Below are 17,145 nucleotides of genomic sequence, written 5' to 3'. Positions count from 1 at the left end.
CGCATGGCGGGCCCGCAGGAACAGCCGTTGCCGCCTGACGTGATCGGTCGCGATGATGCAATCGAGGTGCTGCGCGCCTTCGTTGTCGACGGCGGGCTTTCCATCGCCTTCCAGCGCGCCTTCGAGGAGCCGGACACGTGGGGCCTGATGCTGGTCGACATCGCCCGCCATGCCGCACGCGCCTATGCGCGCGAGAGCGAGTATACCGAGGAAGAGGCGCTCGCCCGCATCATCGACATGTTTCAAGCTGAGGTCGCGCGGCCGACCGATCCGGGCAGCACCACGCCGCGATCGAAACAGGGGCATTGATCGTGAGCATCGAGCAATATCACTACGACTTCATGGCGGAAGCGATCCGCGAGGCGGAGATCGGCATCTCCGAGGGCGGCTTGCCGATCGGCGCGGTGCTGACGCGCGACAACAAGGTCATCGCACGTGGCCATAACCGCCGGATGCAGGAGAAGAACGTGATCCTGCATGGCGAGATGTCCTGCCTGCGCGATGCCGGTCTGATCTCGTTCCACGACACCGTCATGTACACGACGCTGTCGCCTTGCTCGATGTGCGCCGGTGCGATCGGTCTGTTCAAGCTGAAGCTGCTGGTGATCGGGGAATCCGTGACGTTCCCGGGCAGCAAGGACATCCTGACGCAGTTCGGTATTCCCTTCATCGATCTCGCCGATGATCGCTCCGTCAACATGATGAAGAACTGGCGCTCGGACCCCGCCAACGAGCGTATCTGGCAGGGCGATATCGGCAATTGAGGCGTCTTGCGCCCGTGCCGCCGCTCAGACGAGTCCGGCTGGCTTCCTCATCCGACGGGAGCCGCCATGCAAAAGTTAGCTTTGTGAGGTCACCATGCCCATCAACATCCTGATGCCCGCGCTGTCGCCTACCATGGAGAAGGGCAATCTGGCCAAGTGGCTCAAGAAGGAGGGTGACAAGGTCAAGTCCGGCGACGTGATCGCGGAGATCGAGACCGACAAGGCGACAATGGAAGTCGAGGCGGTCGACGAGGGCACCATCGCCAAGATCCTGGTGCCCGAAGGCACGCAGGACGTCGCGGTCAACGACGTGATCGCGGTGCTCGCTGGTGACGGCGAAGACGTGAAGGCGGCCGCGAGCGGCGCGGGAGCTGCGCCTCCGAAGGCCGCTGAAGCGCCTGCTGCCAAGACCGCCGCGGCACCGGCGCCTGCGCCGGCCCCCGCCCAACCAGCGCCGGCACCGAAAGCCGCGGCGCCTGCGGCAGCCCCGGCACCCGCGCCGCAAGCCGCCGCGCCGGCGCCCCAGGGCAACGGGCAAGCTCGCATCTTCTCGTCACCGCTGGCACGGCGTCTCGCCAAGGGAGCCGGCATCGAGCTGGGGCGGATCAACGGCAGCGGTCCGCACGGCCGCATCATCGCGCGCGACGTCGAGGAGGCGAAGTCCGGCAAGGGCCTGAAGGCGCCGCCGGCCGCGCCCGCCACGACGCCGTCGATCGCGCCGTCAATGTCGGACCAGCAGATCCTCGCGCTGTTCGAGCCGGGTTCGTATGAGGTCGTGCCGCATGATGGCATGCGCCGCACCATCGCGCAGCGGCTGACCGCATCGATCCAGCAGATCCCGCATTTCTATCTGACGATCGACTGCGATATCGGAAAACTGCTCGCCGCCCGCGAGGAGATCAATGCCGCAGCACCAAAGGACGCCGACAAGAAGCCGCTCTACAAACTCTCGGTGAACGACTTCGTGATCAAGGCGATGGCGGTCGCGCTGCAGAAGATCCCGAACTGCAATGTGAGCTGGACCGAAGGCGGCATGGTCAGGCACAAGCATTCCGACGTCGGCGTGGCGGTGGCGATGCCAGGCGGCCTGATCACCCCGATCATCCGGAAAGCGGAGACCAAGACGCTGTCGGTGATATCAGGCGAGATGAAGGATTTCGCCGCCCGCGCCCGTGCGCGCAAGCTGAAGCCGGAAGAGTATCAGGGCGGCACCACCGCCGTCTCCAACCTCGGCATGTACGGCATCAACCACTTCACCGCCGTGATCAACCCGCCGCATGCGACGATCCTGGCCGTCGGCACCAGCGAGGAGCGGCCGGTGGTGCGGAACGGCAAGATCGAGATCGCCAGCATCATGAGCGTGACGCTCTCCTGCGACCATCGCGCGATCGACGGCGCGCTCGGCGCCGAGCTGATCGGCGCCTTCAAGCAGCTCATCGAAAACCCCGTCATGATGATGGTGTGATGCGTGACGTCTAACGCATTGCTCTATGGTCCCTATGTTCTTGCAATAGCGCTGGCGGTTGCGGCGCTGATCGTCCGCGCGCGTGATCTGGCATCGACGACCCAGTTCCGGATCATGCTCGGCGGCGCCGGGCTGCTTGCGCTTGGTTGGACCGGATTTCTGGTTGCTCTCGCTGGATCGGATTTGTGATGGCTGACACTTCCTTCGACGTTATCATCATCGGCGCCGGCCCCGGCGGCTACGTCACCGCGATCCGCGCGGCGCAGCTCGGTTTCAAGACCGCGGTGGTGGAAAAGGCCTATCTCGGCGGCATCTGCAACAATTGGGGCTGCATCCCGACCAAGGCGCTTTTGCGCTCGGCGGAGGTCTATCATCTGATGCAGCACGCTAAGGACTACGGCCTGTCGGCGGAGAACATCTCGTTCGATCCGAAGGCGGTGGTGCAGCGCTCGCGCAACGTGGTGAAGCGGCTGAATGAGGGCGTGGGCTTCCTGTTCCGCAAGAACAAGGTCACGACGATCTGGGGCGAAGCGACGATCGATGCGCCGGGCAAGCTGACAGTCAAGAAGTCCTCCGTGGAAGCGCCGAGGGGGGCGCTCGGCGAAGGCAGCTATCAGGCCAAGCACATCATCATCGCGACCGGCGCGCGGCCGCGGGTGCTGCCGGGACTCGAGCCCGACAAGAAACTGGTCTGGACCTATTTCGAGGCGATGGTGCCGGACAAGATGCCGAAATCGCTTCTGGTGATCGGCTCCGGCGCGATCGGCATCGAGTTCGCCTCGTTCTACCGCACGCTCGGCGCGGAGGTGACGGTCGTCGAGGTGCTGCCGCAGATCCTCCCGGTCGAGGACGCCGAGATCGCGAAATTCGCGCACAAGGCGTTCGAGAAGCAGGGCATCAAGATCCTGGCGAATACCAAGGTGACCAAGCTCGACAAGAAGAGTGATAGCGTGGTCGCGACCATTGACGATGGCAAGGGCAAGCCGCAGACCATCGAATTCGACCGCGTGATCTCCGCCGTCGGTGTGATCGGCAATGTCGAGGGCATCGGGCTGGAGAAGCTTGGCGTGAAGGCGGAGCGCGGCATCATCGCCATCGACGGCTTCTGCCGGACCAATGTCCCCGGCATCTATGCGATCGGCGACGTCGCCGGCCCCCCGATGCTCGCGCACAAGGCCGAGCATGAGGGCATCATCTGCGTCGAGGCGATCAAGGGCCTGCATCCGCACCCGATGGACAAGAACATGATCCCCGGCTGCACCTATTGCTATCCGCAGGTGGCCTCCGTCGGCATGACCGAGGCCAAGGCCAAGGAAGCCGGACGCGAGATCCGTGTCGGACGCTTCCCCTTCGTCGGCAACGGCAAGGCGATCGCGCTCGGCGAGGACCAGGGCATGGTCAAGGTGATCTTCGACAAGAAGACCGGTCAGCTTCTCGGCGCGCACATGGTCGGGGCTGAAGTCACCGAACTGATCCAGGGCTATGTGATCGCGATGAACCTCGAGACCACAGAAGAAGAGCTGATGCACACGATCTTCCCGCATCCGACGCTGTCGGAGATGATGAAGGAAGCGGTGCTGGACGCCTATGGGCGCGTCCTCAACATGTAACGAGAGGGACGGCGAGCCGTGAAAGACAACGACAACCTCACCATCGAACGCCCGACCTTCGTCACCCATCTCGAATGCGCGATGGAGGGGGATCACTATCCCGCCGACCAAGTGCACAACCTCTCCAAGGCGGGCAAGCCGCTTCTCGTGCGCTACGACCTCGATGGCGTGAAGAAGATGCTGAGCAAGGATGCGCTGAAAGAGCGTCCCGCCGACATGTGGCGCTATCGCGAACTGTTGCCGGTGCGCGAATGCAAGGACATCGTCAGTCTCGGCGAGGTGACGACGCCGCTGATCCGGCTGCCGAAACTCGGCGCCAGACTCGGCGGCGGCGAGATCATCGTGAAGGACGAGGGACGGCTGCCGACCGGCTCGTTCAAGGCGCGCGGCCTAGTGATGGCGGTGTCGATGGGCAAGGCGCTCGGCATCAAGCACATGGCGATGCCGACCAACGGCAATGCCGGTGCCGCGCTCGCCGCCTATGCAACCGCGTGCGGCATCAAGACCACGATCTTCTGCCCGGCCGATACGCCGGAAGTGAATGTCAGCGAGATCGAGCTGCAGGGCGCGACGGTCTACCGCGTCAACGGCCTGATCGACGATTGCGGCAAGATCGTCGGCGAGGGCAAGGCCAAGGTCGGCTGGTTCGATACGTCGACTTTGAAGGAGCCGTACCGGATCGAAGGCAAGAAGACGATGGGCCTCGAACTCGCCGAGCAGCTCGGCTGGGACGTGCCCGACGTGATCTTCTATCCGACCGGTGGCGGCACCGGCCTGATCGGCATGTGGAAGGCCTTTGCCGAACTCGAGGCGATCGGCTTCATCGGCAAGAAGCGCCCGCGCATGGTCGCCGTGCAGGCCTCCGGCTGTGCCCCGATGGTGCGTGCCTTTGAAGCGGGCACCGAGCATGCGACGCGCTGGGAGGATGCGCACACCATTGCGTCAGGGATTCGCGTGCCGCAGGCGATCGGAGATTTCTTGATCCTGCGCGCGGTCCGCGAGAGCAAAGGTTTCGCCATTGCGGTTGATGACGAGAAGATTTCTGCCGCGCTGAACGAGGTCGCACGCGAGGAGGGGCTGTTGCTGTGCCCCGAGGGCGCGGCCACCTATGCGGCCTACAAGCAGAGCCTCGCCGACGGGCGGATCACGAAAACCGATCGCGTGATGCTGTTCAATTGCGCGACAGGCCTCAAGTATCCGCTGCCGCCGGTTACGCGTACGCTCGATCGCTTCAAGCCGATCGACTTTGCTCAGTTCTAAACGGTCATTGCGAGCGCAGCGAAGCAACCCATAGGACGGCATTGGATTGCTTCGTCGCTATCGCTCCTCGCAATGACGAGAGTTGGAGGAGATGATGCGCAAGGCAATTTGGGCCGCGTTGGCGGCACTGCTGATATGTTCCGGCGCCGCCGTGGCGCAGACCTATCCGTCGCATCCGATCACCATCATCGTGCCGTTCTCCGCCGGCGGGCCGTCCGATGCGATGGCGCGCATCCTCGCCGAGCGGATGAAGACATCGCTTGGCGAATCCTTGCTGATCGAGAACGTGACAGGGGCGGGCGGCTCGATCGGCGTCGGCCGCGCGGTGCGCTCACCGGCGGACGGCTACACCATCTCGTTCGGTCATCTCGGCACCCACGTCGCAAACGGTGCCGTCTACAAGCTCGGCTATGACCTCGTCGCCGATCTCGATCCGGTGGTGTTGCTACCGAGCAATCCGATGATCATCGTCAGCAAGAATGCGATTCCCGCGAAATCGCTGAGCGAGCTGCTGGCCTGGCTGAAGTCGCGCCCGTCGCCGCCTACAGCGGGCACCGCGGGCGCCGGTTCCGGCAGCCACATCGCCGGGCTCTATTTCGAGAACATTTCCGGCATCAAGCTGCAATATGTGCCCTATCGCGGCACCGCGCCCGCGCTCAACGACCTTGTCGCCGGCCAGATCGACATCATGATCGACCAGACCTCCAACTCGATCAACCAAGTTCGCGGCGGCAACATCCGCGCCTATGCTGTCACCGACGACAAGCGCGTCGCGTCCGCGCCCGACGTTCCGACCACCGACGAAGCCGGCCTGCCGGGATTCCATATGACGCTGTGGTCCGGCCTCTGGGTGCCCAAGGGCACGCCGAAGGAGATCACAGCCAAGCTCAACGCCGCCGCCGTCGAGGCGTTGAACGATCCCGCGGTTGTAAAACAGCTCGAAAACCTCGGCCTGCGCATGCCGCCAAAGGATCAACTTACCCCTGATGCCCTCGGCGCCTGGCAGAGAGCCGAGATCGCAAAATGGTGGCCGATGATCAAAGCCGCCAACGTGAAGGTGGATTGAGATTGTGGGGCGTAGCCCGGGTGAAGCGAACCGCAACCCGGGACATCTCTATCCACATCTGCGCACGGCCCCGGGTTACGCTGGCGCTCCACCCGGGCTACGGAGCTCAAGGGAAGGCCACACGTCAGGTCCTCACCTGATGAGGAGGCCGCGAAGCGGCCGTCTCGAAGGATGGCCGCGGGCGAGAGTGGGGCCTCATGGTTCTCAAGGCGATGCGAAGCATTGTCCGGAGACGCGCTGCGCGCTCCTCACCATGAGGGGAGATAGGGTACTACGCGTCTGCACGATTCACTGCGAAGCAGCCGAAGCCGGCGCGGCCGCATTGACCTCCTGCGTGACTACGCGCTGATCGCTCTTCGTCGCCATCGCCGCCGTGCCGCTCTCGAACCGCACGCGGTACACCTGCAGGTTCTCCATCACGCGCTGCACATAGTTGCGTGTCTCGGAGATCGGAATGCGCTCGACCCAATCGACCGGATCTACGTTCGGATCGCGCGGGTCGCCATAGGCTTTGACCCAGTCGCGGACCCGGCCGCGACCGGCGTTGTAGCCGGCGAACACCATGATGTGACAGCCCTTGTAGTCTGCGATCAGCGCGCTGAGCTCGGCCGCACCCATCTGCGTGTTGTAGACGGGATCGGAAACCATCCGGTCCCAGTCATACGTCACGCCGAAGCGCTTGGCGGTATCGCGGCCGGCTTCCGGCGTCACCTGCATCAGACCGACGGCATTGGCCGGCGACTTGTCGCGCTGGTCGAACGCGCTTTCGGTCCGTGCCACCGAATAGATCATACCGCGTTCGATCTCGGGCGCGACCTGGGTATGTCTGGGAATCCCGATGGTCGGGAAGGCGTAGTGATCGAGCGCAAGGCCGCGTCCGAGCGCGAACTTGCCCAGCTGCATCATGGCGGCCGCATCGTTGCGGCGGGCGGTGAGCTCGCCGAGCGCGCTAAGCACGGGAACATCCGTGCTCTGCTCGCCGAGATCGGCGGCGAAGTACAGCACCACGTCGCGTTCGCCGATCTCGTAGAGCATATCGGCGGCGCGCACGCGCTCGTCGGTGGCCGCCGCGCCGTCGGCGGCAGCAGGCGCGGGCGGACGCAGTTCGATCGCATCAAGGCCCAGCTTGGCGCGCGCAAGCTGCCCGTAATAGGCAGTCGGATAGCGCGCAGCGGCCTCGTAGCTGGCGCGCATCGCGTCCTTTTCTCCGAGCGCCTCGGCGGCGCGGCCGCGCCAGTAGTTCGCGCGCGCCAGCACGATCGGGTTGGCCGCGCCTTCGTCGATGCGCGCGAAATGCGTCGCCGCCGTCACCGGATCATTGAGATAGCGCAGGGCGATCCAGCCGCACATGGAGTGGAAATCGGCGCGATAATATTCGTTGGCCGGCAAAGCGGCGGCCGCAATGACGTCATACGCGGCCTGGAACCTGCCTTGATCGAGCAGCTTGCGGGCCAGCAGCCGCCGCTCGCGCCACCATTGGTCAGTGTCCTGCAGCGCCATGGTCTCGGGCGCCGCCGCGAGCACCAGGCTGGCCGCATCGTCGATGCTGTTCTGGCCGAGCAGCCATTGCAGGCGGCAAAGCGTGTAGCCCAGATCCTTGCGAGCCTCAGGGGCGACATCGTTGAGCTGGTCGAGCGCCTTGCTCGATTTCGCAGCCACCGCGCCGCAGGCTTTCACGATCGCAAGCTCGTCGCTGCCAAGCCGCTGCGCCGCGCGCCTGGCGTCGGCGAGATCCTTGGCGCCGATGCGCTTGTCCATGCGGGCGCGATGGTCCTCAGGGGTGAGGAGATCGCCGAACAGCTCATACGCGTCGTTCTCCAGCCGTTCGGACAATTCATCCGAGCGCCAGGCGTCGCGCACCAGGCGCTCGGCGCCGTCGCGATCGCCTTCGGTCAGGAGCACACGCGCCAGCGCGAACTTGCCCTTGGCGCTGGTGGGCCGGTCGCGGGTGAAGCGATGAACCGTGACTGCATCGCTGCGCTGCTCCCACAGCCGTCCCTCGGCCTTGCGGCGCAATAGCGCCATGCTCGGCCAATCCGGATTGTCGGCCATGAACGCCGCATAGCGGCTGAAATTCGCCGTCGTCTCCGAATGGCGCAGGATGTACCACTCGACAAGTTTCTGGCCGGCCGGGTCGGTGATCTTGTCTCTGATGGCGGTCGCCTCGCTTGTCTTCGCCTTGCGCGCAAGATCGATGGCGTCTTTCACCAGTGCGAGATCGCCTGACAATGTCGGGGTCGGGGCGGGAGCTTCCTTCTGCGCGGACGCATCCTTCGATCGCTTCGACTTGCGGCGCGCATCGGCATGCTTGGCACGTCCGCGTTTTCCGATGGCAGCATCACGCTGCTTCGTCGCCTTCGCGTCGTGCGTCTTCTTGACGTGTGCTTGTTTGTTGTTCGGTCGTGCCGGCGCATCCGTCGAGAACAGCGCGAGCACACCAACCGTGAGGAGACAAGACAGCGAACGTAAGCACTGGTTCATTCCATGGTCCCCCTGCGAACCATTAGACACAAACCAAGTCGCAAACCGTGCGGCTTGAGCGACCTGAGGTTATCACAGCATCGACTCGCAACTGTCGCGCTTAGGCCACAGCGCGCGAAAAACGCTGAAGCGAATGGAACTTTAACGCGGTGGATTTGCGGATTGATCGCGATGGAACTTTGCACGTGTCGATAATCGCGCTTGCCTTGCCTGATGCTTCCCACGAACGGACGCGGGCTTAGCGGACAATCTTGGCCGAAGAGGGGTGAAGCCGAGATGCAACCTCGGGCACAGCGCGTCGTGAGAACGCGCAGTCCGATGCTCTTCGCGGTTTGAAATTTGATCGCGGCGCGCCTGCGCTCCGAGCGACCAGAGCATCGCGAGCGGAGGACCGCTCGCGAGAATCGGATGCGCCGATCGAGGCCGAACGCACGGCAAGCGTGGCGCTCAAGGGTGACTTTGCGCCCCAAAAATGCCCGCTGGACGCCTGGAGCCCGTCCAAATGGTTGCTGCAGGGCAACGTTTGTTGCTGTAAGGCAACAATTATCTAAGATTTGACGGTTTAATCAGCCGGCTATTGCGTGCGCCGCTTTTTAGCCACACCCCTGCATGAAATCATGTTTGTAGAGCTAAAGCCACGGCACTCGCGAAGCGAAGGGAAGACCACCATTTCCCGGGTCACGACAGAGACGGCTGGGGAAACAGGGTCGCGATGGACGCCAGGACCAACATCAAGAAGAGGTTGCCGAGCCGCCACGTGACAGAGGGCCCCGAGCGCGCCCCCCACCGCTCGTACCTCTATGCCATGGGCCTCACCACCGAGCAGATCCACCAGCCGTTCGTCGGCGTCGCCTCTTGCTGGAACGAAGCCGCCCCCTGCAATATTTCGCTGATGCGCCAAGCCCAGGCGGTGAAGAAGGGCGTGGCCTCCGCCGGCGGAACCCCGCGTGAATTCTGCACCATCACGGTCACCGACGGCATCGCCATGGGCCATGACGGCATGCGCTCCTCGCTGCCGTCGCGGGAATGCATCGCCGATTCGGTCGAGCTGACCGTGCGCGGCCACGCCTACGATGCGCTGGTCGGGCTCGCCGGCTGCGACAAGTCGCTGCCGGGCATGATGATGGCGATGGTCCGTCTCAACGTGCCCTCGATCTTCATCTATGGCGGCTCGATCCTGCCGGGCAATTTCCGCCGCCAGCAGGTCACCGTCCAGGACATGTTCGAGGCCGTCGGCAAGCACTCGGTCGGCGCCATGTCGGATGCCGATCTCGATGAGATCGAGCGCGTGGCCTGTCCCTCGGCCGGCGCCTGTGGCGCGCAGTTCACCGCCAACACCATGGCGACCGTGTCCGAGGCGATAGGGCTCGCGCTCCCGTATTCTGCCGGGGCTCCGGCGCCCTATGAGATCCGCGACGCCTTCTGCGCCGCTGCCGGCGAGCAGATCATGGAACTGATCGCCAAGAATATCCGGCCGCGCGACATCATCACCCGTAAATCCCTGGAGAACGCTGCGGCCGTCGTCGCCGCCTCCGGCGGCTCGACCAATGCTGGCCTGCACCTGCCGGCAATCGCGAATGAATGCGGCATCAAGTTCGATCTGTTCGACGTGGCGGAAATCTTCAAAAAGACTCCGTATGTCGCTGATTTGAAGCCGGGCGGCCGTTATGTTGCCAAAGACATGTTTGAAGCTGGCGGCATTCCGCTGCTGATGAAGACGCTGCTCGATAACGGTTACCTGCACGGCGATTGCCTGACCGTGACGGGCCGAACGATCGCCGAAAACCTCAAAAGCGTGAAATGGAATCCGCATCAGGACGTTGTCCGTCCGGCGGACAAGCCGATCACCGTCACCGGCGGTGTCGTCGGCTTGAAGGGTAATCTTGCGCCGGAAGGAGCGATCGTGAAGGTCGCGGGCATGTCGAATTTGAAGTTTACCGGGCCTGCCCGTTGCTTCGACCACGAGGAGGACGCCTTCGAGGCGGTCCAGAAGCGGACCTACAGGGAAGGCGAGGTCATCGTCATCCGCTACGAGGGGCCGAAGGGCGGTCCCGGCATGCGGGAGATGTTGGCAACGACGGCGGCGCTGACCGGGCAGGGGATGGGCGGCAAGATCGCGCTGATCACCGACGGCCGGTTCTCGGGCGCCACCAGAGGCTTCTGCATCGGCCATGTCGGACCGGAGGCCGCTATCGGCGGACCGATCGCGCTGCTGCAGGACGGCGATATCATCGAGATCGACGCCGTCGCCGGGACTCTTAACGTAAAATTGAGCGACGCCGAGCTCGCCGCACGCAAGACCAAATGGGCCCCTCGCGCGACTAACCACACATCTGGTGCGCTGTGGAAGTATGCCCAGCAGGTCGGGCCTGCGGTGGATGGCGCGGTCACCCATCCAGGTGGCGCGCACGAGAAACAGTGTTATGCGGACATTTGAGCGTACGATTATTGCGTTGATTTTAGGGGCCATTCCGGTGGCCAGCCCCGGATTCGCGTTCGACGGCGCTCCGGTCAATCCGACGGACGCCACGATCCCGATGGTCTCTCCCCAGCCCAGCGCCGGGGGCGGATTGAAGCGGGTCGCAGTCCCGGCGCCTGCCGCGAATGCGGCCAATTCCACGTCCTCTTTCTCGTCGCTGCAATTTGCCGCAGAGGGCGGCCATCCCGTCGCCCAGTGGAAGCTGGGGCGGATGTATGCCGAGGGCGACGGCGTCGCCCAGGACGATCTGCGCGCGTTCGAATATTTCAGCCGCATCGCCAACGCGCATGCCGAGGACAGCCCGTCGGCGCCGCAGGCGACGATCGTGGCCCAGGCCTTCGTCGCGCTGGGACGATATTACCTCAACGGCATCCCGAATTCGAAGATCAAGCCGGACACCGAGCGGGCGCGGGAGATGTTCTCCTACGCGGCGTCCTATTTCGGGAACGCCGACGCCCAGTACGACCTTGCCCGGCTCTATCTGAAGACGCCGGACGCTTCACGGGAAGATTTCCGCTATGGCGCGCGCTGGCTCGGGCTTGCGGCCCAGAAGGGGCAGCACCAGGCCCAGGCGCTGCTCGGCCAGATGCTGTTCAACGGCGACCGGCTGCCGCCGCAGCGGGCCCGCGGCCTGATGTGGCTGACGCTGGCACGCGACAGCGCCGCAGCCGACGAGATGTGGATCAAGGAAAGCTATAACCGCGCGTTCGCCAAGGCCTCCGACGACGACCGCGCGATGGCGCTGCAGATGCTCGAGCACTGGGTGCAGGGCCGCCGGGACTGAGCTCAAGCCGTTGAGCTCTTACGCGGCCTCGAAGTCGAGATCGGCCCAGACCGGAACATGGTCTGACGGTTTTTCCCAGGCGCGGACGTAGCTGTCGACCCCGACATGGATCAGCCGGTCGCTGGCCTGGGGCGACATCAGGAGGTGGTCGATCCGCAGGCCCCAGTTCTTCTGCCAGGCCCCGGCCTGGTAATCCCAGAAGGTGTACTGGCCGGGCGCGTCGGTGACGGCGCGCAATGCATCCGTCAGGCCGAGGCCGAGCAGGGATTGAAACGCTTCGCGGGTGGTCGGACGAAACAGCGCGTCGTCCACCCAGGCCGGCGGGTTGTAGACGTCGAGCGCCGACGGGATCACGTTGAAGTCGCCGGCCAGGATCAGCGGTTCCTCCGCTTTAAGCCGCTCCCGCGAATACTCAAGAAGCCGCGACATCCATTTGAGTTTGTAGGGATATTTATCGCTGTTCGCCGGGTTGCCATTGGGCAGATAAAGGCAGGCGATTCTGAGCACGCCGTGCTTGTGGGTGACGACGCCTTCGAGGAAGCGGGCATGGGCATCCTCATCGTCGCCGGCCAAACCGGATTTGGTCTCGTCGAACGGCAGCTTGGAGAGCAATGCGACGCCGTTGAAGGTCTTCTGACCGTGGGTCACCACATTGTAGCCGAGCGATTCAAGCTCCAGCCTCGGGAAAGCTTCGTCGGTGCATTTGATTTCCTGCAGGCAGACGATGTCGGGCGAGCACTCCTTCAGCCAGCTGAGAAGGAGTTCGAGCCGCTGCCGGATCGAATTGACGTTCCACGTCGCGATGCGCATGAGGGGGACCTATAGTCGCAATTTCCGCCGTTGGCATACCATCTGCCGTGCGGTTGTGATAACCATTTAAAATAATGGCGCAAATTGCGCCGTCGAGGGGCAGGTAAGGGGCAGGATTGGATCGTCCCGGCCGTTGTGGGCCGGCAGACGAGCATGAACCATGAAGAAACGAAATTTGATTCTCGTTGCGGGCGTCATCGGGATCGTCGCCGTCGCCGCCTTTGCCACCCGCTCCTCGTGGATGGTGGGCGGTGGCGCGAGCGCGCAGGCGCCGCAGCGGCCGCGTGCGGTCTCGGTCGACCTCGCGAAGGCAGAGCGCCGGTCGGTGCCGGTCGATGTCGACGCCATTGGAACCGTGACGCCGATCGCCAGCGTGGCGCTGAAGTCGCGGCTGGAGACCACGATCATCGGCGTTCATTTCGAGGACGGCGGCAGGGTCAATGAGGGCGATCTGCTGTTCACGCTGGACGCACGGCAAATCGATGCGCAGATCGAACAGGCCGAAGGTGTGCTCGCCAGGGACCGGGCGCAGCTCGAGGGCGCGCAGCGCGATCTTCGCCGCTACAATGATCTCGTCGCCAAAGGCGCGACCACCCAGGTCAACCTCGACAACGCCAAGACCCAGTCCGACATCCTGATCGGCACCATCAAGGCCGATCAGTCCGCACTAGATAATCTCCGCGTCCAGAAAAGTTACACCATCATCCGCGCGCCGTTTGCAGGCCGCATCAGCGCCGCCAATGTCAAGATCGGCAATTTCGTGCGCCCCGCCGACACCCAGCCGCTCGCCACCATCAACCAGATGGCGCCGGTCTACGTCACCTTCGCGATCCCGCAGCGTGCGCTCGCCGACCTGCGCGATGCCATGGCAAAGGGCGAATCCAGGGTGATCGCGACCATCCCGGGGCACAAGCGCTCGGAAGAGGGCAAGATCGCGATGGTCGAGAACACCGTGGATTCGACCACCGGCATGGTGACCGTCCGCGGCATCATGGACAATGGCAACGAGACGCTGTGGCCGGGCATCCTGGTCCAGACCAAGCTGATCATCCGTAACGAGGATGCCGTGGTGGTGCCGACCGTGGCAGTCCAGCGCAGCCAGAACGGCAACTACGTCTTCGCCGTGAAGGACGGTGTGGCCAAGGTCGTCGTGGTCAAGGTCGACCGCACCTTTGGCGGGTTCTCCGTGATCTCCGAAGGGCTCTCCGGCGGCGAGGATGTCGTCGTTGACGGTCAACTGCTATTGTCTGACGGAACGCGCGCCGAGCCGCGCGCCCGCAAGGCCGGGGCTTAGATCGCGATGTCGCTGCCCGAACTTTGCATCAGACGGCCGGTGATGACGACGCTGATCACCGCGTCGATCATCGCCTTTGGCATTTTTGGCTTCCGCCTGTTGCCGGTCTCGGCGCTGCCGAAAGTCGATTTTCCGACCATTGCCGTGACCGCGACGCTGCCGGGCGCCAGCGCCGACACCATGGCAGCCTCGGTCGCCGGCATCATCGAGCGGCAGCTCTCGACGATCGCCGGCATCTCCTCGATGTCCTCGAACTCCTCGCAGGGCACGAGCGTCATCACCATCCAGTTCGACCTCAACCGCAACATCGACGCCGCAGCGCTCGACGTGCAGACCGCGCTGACGATCGCCCAGCGCAGGCTGCCGATCGAGATGACGACACCACCGAGCTTCCGCAAGGTGAACCCCGCCGACTTCCCGGTGCTGTTCATCGCGCTGAGTTCCGCGACACTGCCGCTCTCCGCCGTCAACGAGTATGGCGACATCACGGTCGGCCAGGCGCTGTCGCAGCTTCCGGGCGTCGCGCAGGTCCTCATCTATGGCCCGCAGAAATTCGCGATCCGGGTCCAGGCCGACCCCGTGGCGGCGGCGGCGCGCGGGGTGTCGCTTGAAGACATCAGGTCCGCGGTGTCGCGGGCCAATTCCTCGACCCCTGTCGGTACGCTGAACGGACCCAAGCAGGACGTCGCCCTGCAGGCCTCCGGCCAGATGGACAAGGCGGCCGACTATCGGCAGATCTACGTTGCCTGGCGCAACGGCTCTCCCGTCAGGCTCGATGAGATCGCGAAAGTCTACGACAGCGTCGAGAACGACAAGGTGGCGACCTGGATGAATGGCGAGCGCGCGATCGTGCTCGCGATCCAGAAGCAGCCGGACGCCAACACGGTTGCCGTGGTCGATTCCGTGCTGGCGAAGCTGCCGGCGCTGCGCGCCACGATCCCGCCCTCGGTGACCATGCAGGTGATGATGGATCGCTCGGTCTCGATCCGGCAGGCGGTCAATGACGTCGAGGAAACCCTGATGATCGCGATCGCGCTGGTCATCCTGGTGATCTTCCTGTTCCTGCGCTCGCTGTGGGCCACGGTCATTCCGGCGCTCGCGGTCCCGATCTCGCTGCTCGGCACCTTCGCGGCGATGTATGCGCTGGATTACTCCGTCAACAACATGACGCTGCTGGCGCTGACATTGTCAGTCGGCTTTGTGGTCGACGATGCCATCGTCATGCTGGAAAACATCGTCCGCCACATCGAGCGCGGCATGCGACCGTTCGAGGCGGCGCTGAAGGGCGCGCGCGAGATCGGTTTCACCATTATCTCGATCACCTTCTCGCTGATCGCCGTGTTCATCCCGGTGCTCCTGATGGGCGGAATCGTCGGCCGCGTGTTCCGCGAATTCGCGGTGACGATCTCGGTCGCCATCCTCGTGTCCGGCTTCGTCTCGCTGACCTTGACGCCAATGCTGTGCGCGCGGGTGCTGCGCGCCCATAACGAGACCAAGCGCCCCAATGTCGTGCTTCGAGCGTTTGAGGCGATGTTCGACGCCCTGCTGCGGGTCTATGAATGGACGCTCGACTGGGTCCTGGCGAGAAAGGCGCTGATGCTCGCCGTCACCCTGGCGACGCTCGCCGGCACCTTCTATCTCTACATCATCGTGCCGAAGGGCTTCTTCCCGCAGGAAGACACCGGCTTCCTGATCGGCGTGACCGAAGCCGCGACCGACACCTCGTTCGAAGCGATGAAGGTGCGCCAGCAGGCGCTGGTCGACGTGCTTCGGACCGATCCTGCGGTCGGCTATGTCAACTCGACCGTCGGTTCCGGCGGACCCAACCCGACCGCGAATTACGGGCGCCTGTTCATCGCGCTGAAGCCGCAGAAGGAGCGTGACAACGCCGCTGTCGTGATCGGGCGGCTGCGTCAGAAAGCCCGCGACATCCCGGGCATCCAGGCATTCTTCCAGAGCGTCCAGAACCTCAACATCGGCGGCCGCGTCTCCAAGAGCCAGTATCAATATGTGCTGCAGAGCGGCGATACCGAGTCGCTGTACCGGATCGCGCCTGACATGCGCGACAAGATCGAGAAGATCCCTGGCCTGCTCGACGTCACCACCGATCTCTACATCAAGAACCCGCAGATGACGGTCGATATCGACCGCGAGAAAGCCGCCGTCTACGGCGTCACCGTCGATCAGGTCCGCAACCAGCTCTACAACGCCTATGGCTCGCGCCAGGTCGGCACCATCTACATGCCCTCCAACGATTACCAGATCATCCTGGAGGTGCAGCCGGAGTTCCGGGTCGATCCGTCGAACCTGTCCAAGCTCTATATGAAGACCGCGAGCGGCCAGACCATTCCGCTCGATGCAGTCGCAAAGCTGGTGCCGTCGGTCGGCCCGTTGCAGATCAACCATCAGGGCCAGCAGCCGGCGGTGACGATCTCCTTCAATCTCGCCCCCGGCACGTCGCTGGGTCATGCGGTCGACCAGATCACGGCGCTGGAACACAGCTCGAACCTGCCGGCCACGATCGCAACCGGCTTCTCCGGCACCGCGCAAGTGTTCCAGGATTCGCTGCGCGGGCAGGGCATCCTGATCCTTGCGGCGGTGTTCGCGGCTTTCGTGATCCTCGGCATTCTCTATGAAAGCTTCATCCATCCGATCACGATCATCTCGGGCCTGCCGTCGGCTGGCATCGGTGCGATCCTGACCTTGATGCTGTTCAACATGGAGCTGTCGGTCATTGCGATGATCGGCATCGTGATGCTGGTCGGCATCGTCAAGAAGAATGCGATCATGATGGTCGATTTCGCGCTCGAGCGCCGCCGCGTCGGCCTGAGCGCCGAGCACGCGATCCGCGAAGCCGCGCTGCTGCGCTTCCGCCCGATCATGATGACGACCTTTGCCGCGATCTTCGGCACGCTGCCGATCGCGCTCGGCGCGGGCGCCGGCGCCGAGCTGCGCCAGCCGCTCGGCGTGGCCGTGGTCGGTGGCCTCTGTGTCTCGCAGTTACTGACCCTGTTCATCACGCCGGTGATCTACATCTATCTCGATCGCATCGACCGTCGGCTGCGCCGCAGGCTCGAGCCGCAGCTCGAGGAGGGCGGCGAGGATCGGCCGCACGTGGTGGCCGCGGAGTGA

General features: G+C 64.1%; 13 protein-coding genes. 11 read left to right on the top strand and 2 right to left on the bottom strand.

The genetic code is table 11. The annotated features are described in order from the left end of the window. The first annotated feature begins 3 nt into the window (after positions 1–3). From I6F35_RS33520 to I6F35_RS33490, 7 genes are all read left to right on the top strand, one after another. Positions 4–309, top strand: a complete 306-nt coding sequence (locus I6F35_RS33520; protein ID WP_225121919.1) for a DUF5076 domain-containing protein — start codon at positions 4–6, stop codon at positions 307–309. A gap of 2 nt (positions 310–311) precedes the next feature. Further along, a complete protein-coding gene (locus I6F35_RS33515) occupies positions 312–764 on the top strand; it encodes a nucleoside deaminase (RefSeq protein ID WP_225121918.1) in 453 nt (150 codons plus the stop codon). Positions 765–858: 94 nt separating this feature from the next. Then, positions 859–2,229 (top strand): pyruvate dehydrogenase complex dihydrolipoamide acetyltransferase, encoded by a 1,371-nt coding sequence (locus I6F35_RS33510; protein ID WP_225121917.1) that lies wholly within the window; start codon positions 859–861, stop codon positions 2,227–2,229. A gap of 3 nt (positions 2,230–2,232) precedes the next feature. Beyond that, positions 2,233–2,418 (top strand): hypothetical protein, encoded by a 186-nt coding sequence (locus I6F35_RS33505; RefSeq protein ID WP_225121916.1) that lies wholly within the window; start codon positions 2,233–2,235, stop codon positions 2,416–2,418. Continuing rightward, a complete protein-coding gene (gene lpdA, locus I6F35_RS33500; RefSeq protein WP_225121915.1) occupies positions 2,418–3,839 on the top strand; it encodes a dihydrolipoyl dehydrogenase in 1,422 nt (473 codons plus the stop codon). The genes I6F35_RS33505 and lpdA overlap by 1 nt, the downstream gene beginning before the upstream one ends. Before the next feature lie 18 nt (positions 3,840–3,857). Then, entirely contained in the window at positions 3,858–5,099 is a 1,242-nt protein-coding gene (locus I6F35_RS33495; RefSeq protein ID WP_225121914.1) for a threonine synthase, read from the top strand. Between the two features lie 94 nt (positions 5,100–5,193). Then, positions 5,194–6,165: a tripartite tricarboxylate transporter substrate binding protein BugD gene (locus I6F35_RS33490; protein ID WP_225121913.1), complete on the top strand. Its 972-nt coding sequence runs from the start codon at positions 5,194–5,196 to the stop codon at positions 6,163–6,165. A 288-nt stretch (positions 6,166–6,453) separates the two neighbouring features. Here I6F35_RS33490 and I6F35_RS33485 read toward each other — a convergent pair whose 3' ends face one another. Next, complete coding sequence (locus tag I6F35_RS33485; protein ID WP_225121912.1) at positions 6,454–8,646, bottom strand: lytic transglycosylase domain-containing protein; 2,193 nt, start codon at positions 8,644–8,646, stop codon at positions 6,454–6,456. A gap of 712 nt (positions 8,647–9,358) precedes the next feature. On the opposite strand from I6F35_RS33485, the gene ilvD reads away from it, so the two are divergent. Both ilvD and I6F35_RS33475 read left to right on the top strand, forming a co-directional pair. After that, the gene (gene ilvD, locus I6F35_RS33480) at positions 9,359–11,083 is read left to right on the top strand and encodes a dihydroxy-acid dehydratase (protein WP_225121911.1); all 1,725 of its coding nucleotides are present in this window, start codon (positions 9,359–9,361) and stop codon (positions 11,081–11,083) included. Continuing rightward, positions 11,070–11,909, top strand: coding sequence for a tetratricopeptide repeat protein (locus I6F35_RS33475; protein ID WP_225121910.1), 840 nt, complete (start codon positions 11,070–11,072; stop codon positions 11,907–11,909). Before ilvD ends, I6F35_RS33475 begins: the two co-directional genes overlap by 14 nt. Before the next feature lie 18 nt (positions 11,910–11,927). On the opposite strand, the gene xth is transcribed toward I6F35_RS33475, so the two are convergent. Continuing rightward, entirely contained in the window at positions 11,928–12,719 is a 792-nt protein-coding gene (xth, locus tag I6F35_RS33470) for an exodeoxyribonuclease III (RefSeq protein WP_225121909.1), read from the bottom strand. A 160-nt stretch (positions 12,720–12,879) separates the two neighbouring features. Here xth and I6F35_RS33465 point away from each other — a divergent pair, with 160 nt between their 5' ends. Together I6F35_RS33465 and I6F35_RS33460 are read left to right on the top strand one after the other, a co-directional pair. After that, entirely contained in the window at positions 12,880–14,013 is a 1,134-nt protein-coding gene (locus tag I6F35_RS33465) for an efflux RND transporter periplasmic adaptor subunit (RefSeq protein ID WP_225121908.1), read from the top strand. Between the two features lie 6 nt (positions 14,014–14,019). Beyond that, positions 14,020–17,145 (top strand): efflux RND transporter permease subunit, encoded by a 3,126-nt coding sequence (locus I6F35_RS33460; protein WP_225121907.1) that lies wholly within the window; start codon positions 14,020–14,022, stop codon positions 17,143–17,145.

Origin of the sequence: Bradyrhizobium sp. BRP22, assembly GCF_020194175.1 — a bacterium.
In the GTDB taxonomy this organism is placed as follows: Bacteria; Pseudomonadota; Alphaproteobacteria; order Rhizobiales; family Xanthobacteraceae; genus Bradyrhizobium.
Note: the sequence above shows the minus strand (reverse complement) of the source record. Positions and strands in the feature narration are given on the sequence as shown.

Bases quoted from the DNA above. Each gene is read 5' to 3' on its own strand.
- I6F35_RS33475 (WP_225121910.1), top strand. From the start codon at position 11,070: ATGCGGACATTTGAGCGTACGATTATTGCGTTGATTTTAGGGGCCATT.
- xth (WP_225121909.1), bottom strand. From the start codon at position 12,719: ATGCGCATCGCGACGTGGAACGTCAATTCGATCCGGCAGCGGCTCGAA.
- I6F35_RS33520 (WP_225121919.1), top strand. From the start codon at position 4: ATGGCGGGCCCGCAGGAACAGCCGTTGCCGCCTGACGTGATCGGTCGC.
- I6F35_RS33485 (WP_225121912.1), bottom strand. From the start codon at position 8,646: ATGAACCAGTGCTTACGTTCGCTGTCTTGTCTCCTCACGGTTGGTGTG.
- ilvD (WP_225121911.1), top strand. From the start codon at position 9,359: ATGGACGCCAGGACCAACATCAAGAAGAGGTTGCCGAGCCGCCACGTG.
- lpdA (WP_225121915.1), top strand. From the start codon at position 2,418: ATGGCTGACACTTCCTTCGACGTTATCATCATCGGCGCCGGCCCCGGC.
- I6F35_RS33465 (WP_225121908.1), top strand. From the start codon at position 12,880: ATGAAGAAACGAAATTTGATTCTCGTTGCGGGCGTCATCGGGATCGTC.
- I6F35_RS33460 (WP_225121907.1), top strand. From the start codon at position 14,020: ATGTCGCTGCCCGAACTTTGCATCAGACGGCCGGTGATGACGACGCTG.
- I6F35_RS33510 (WP_225121917.1), top strand. From the start codon at position 859: ATGCCCATCAACATCCTGATGCCCGCGCTGTCGCCTACCATGGAGAAG.
- I6F35_RS33490 (WP_225121913.1), top strand. From the start codon at position 5,194: ATGCGCAAGGCAATTTGGGCCGCGTTGGCGGCACTGCTGATATGTTCC.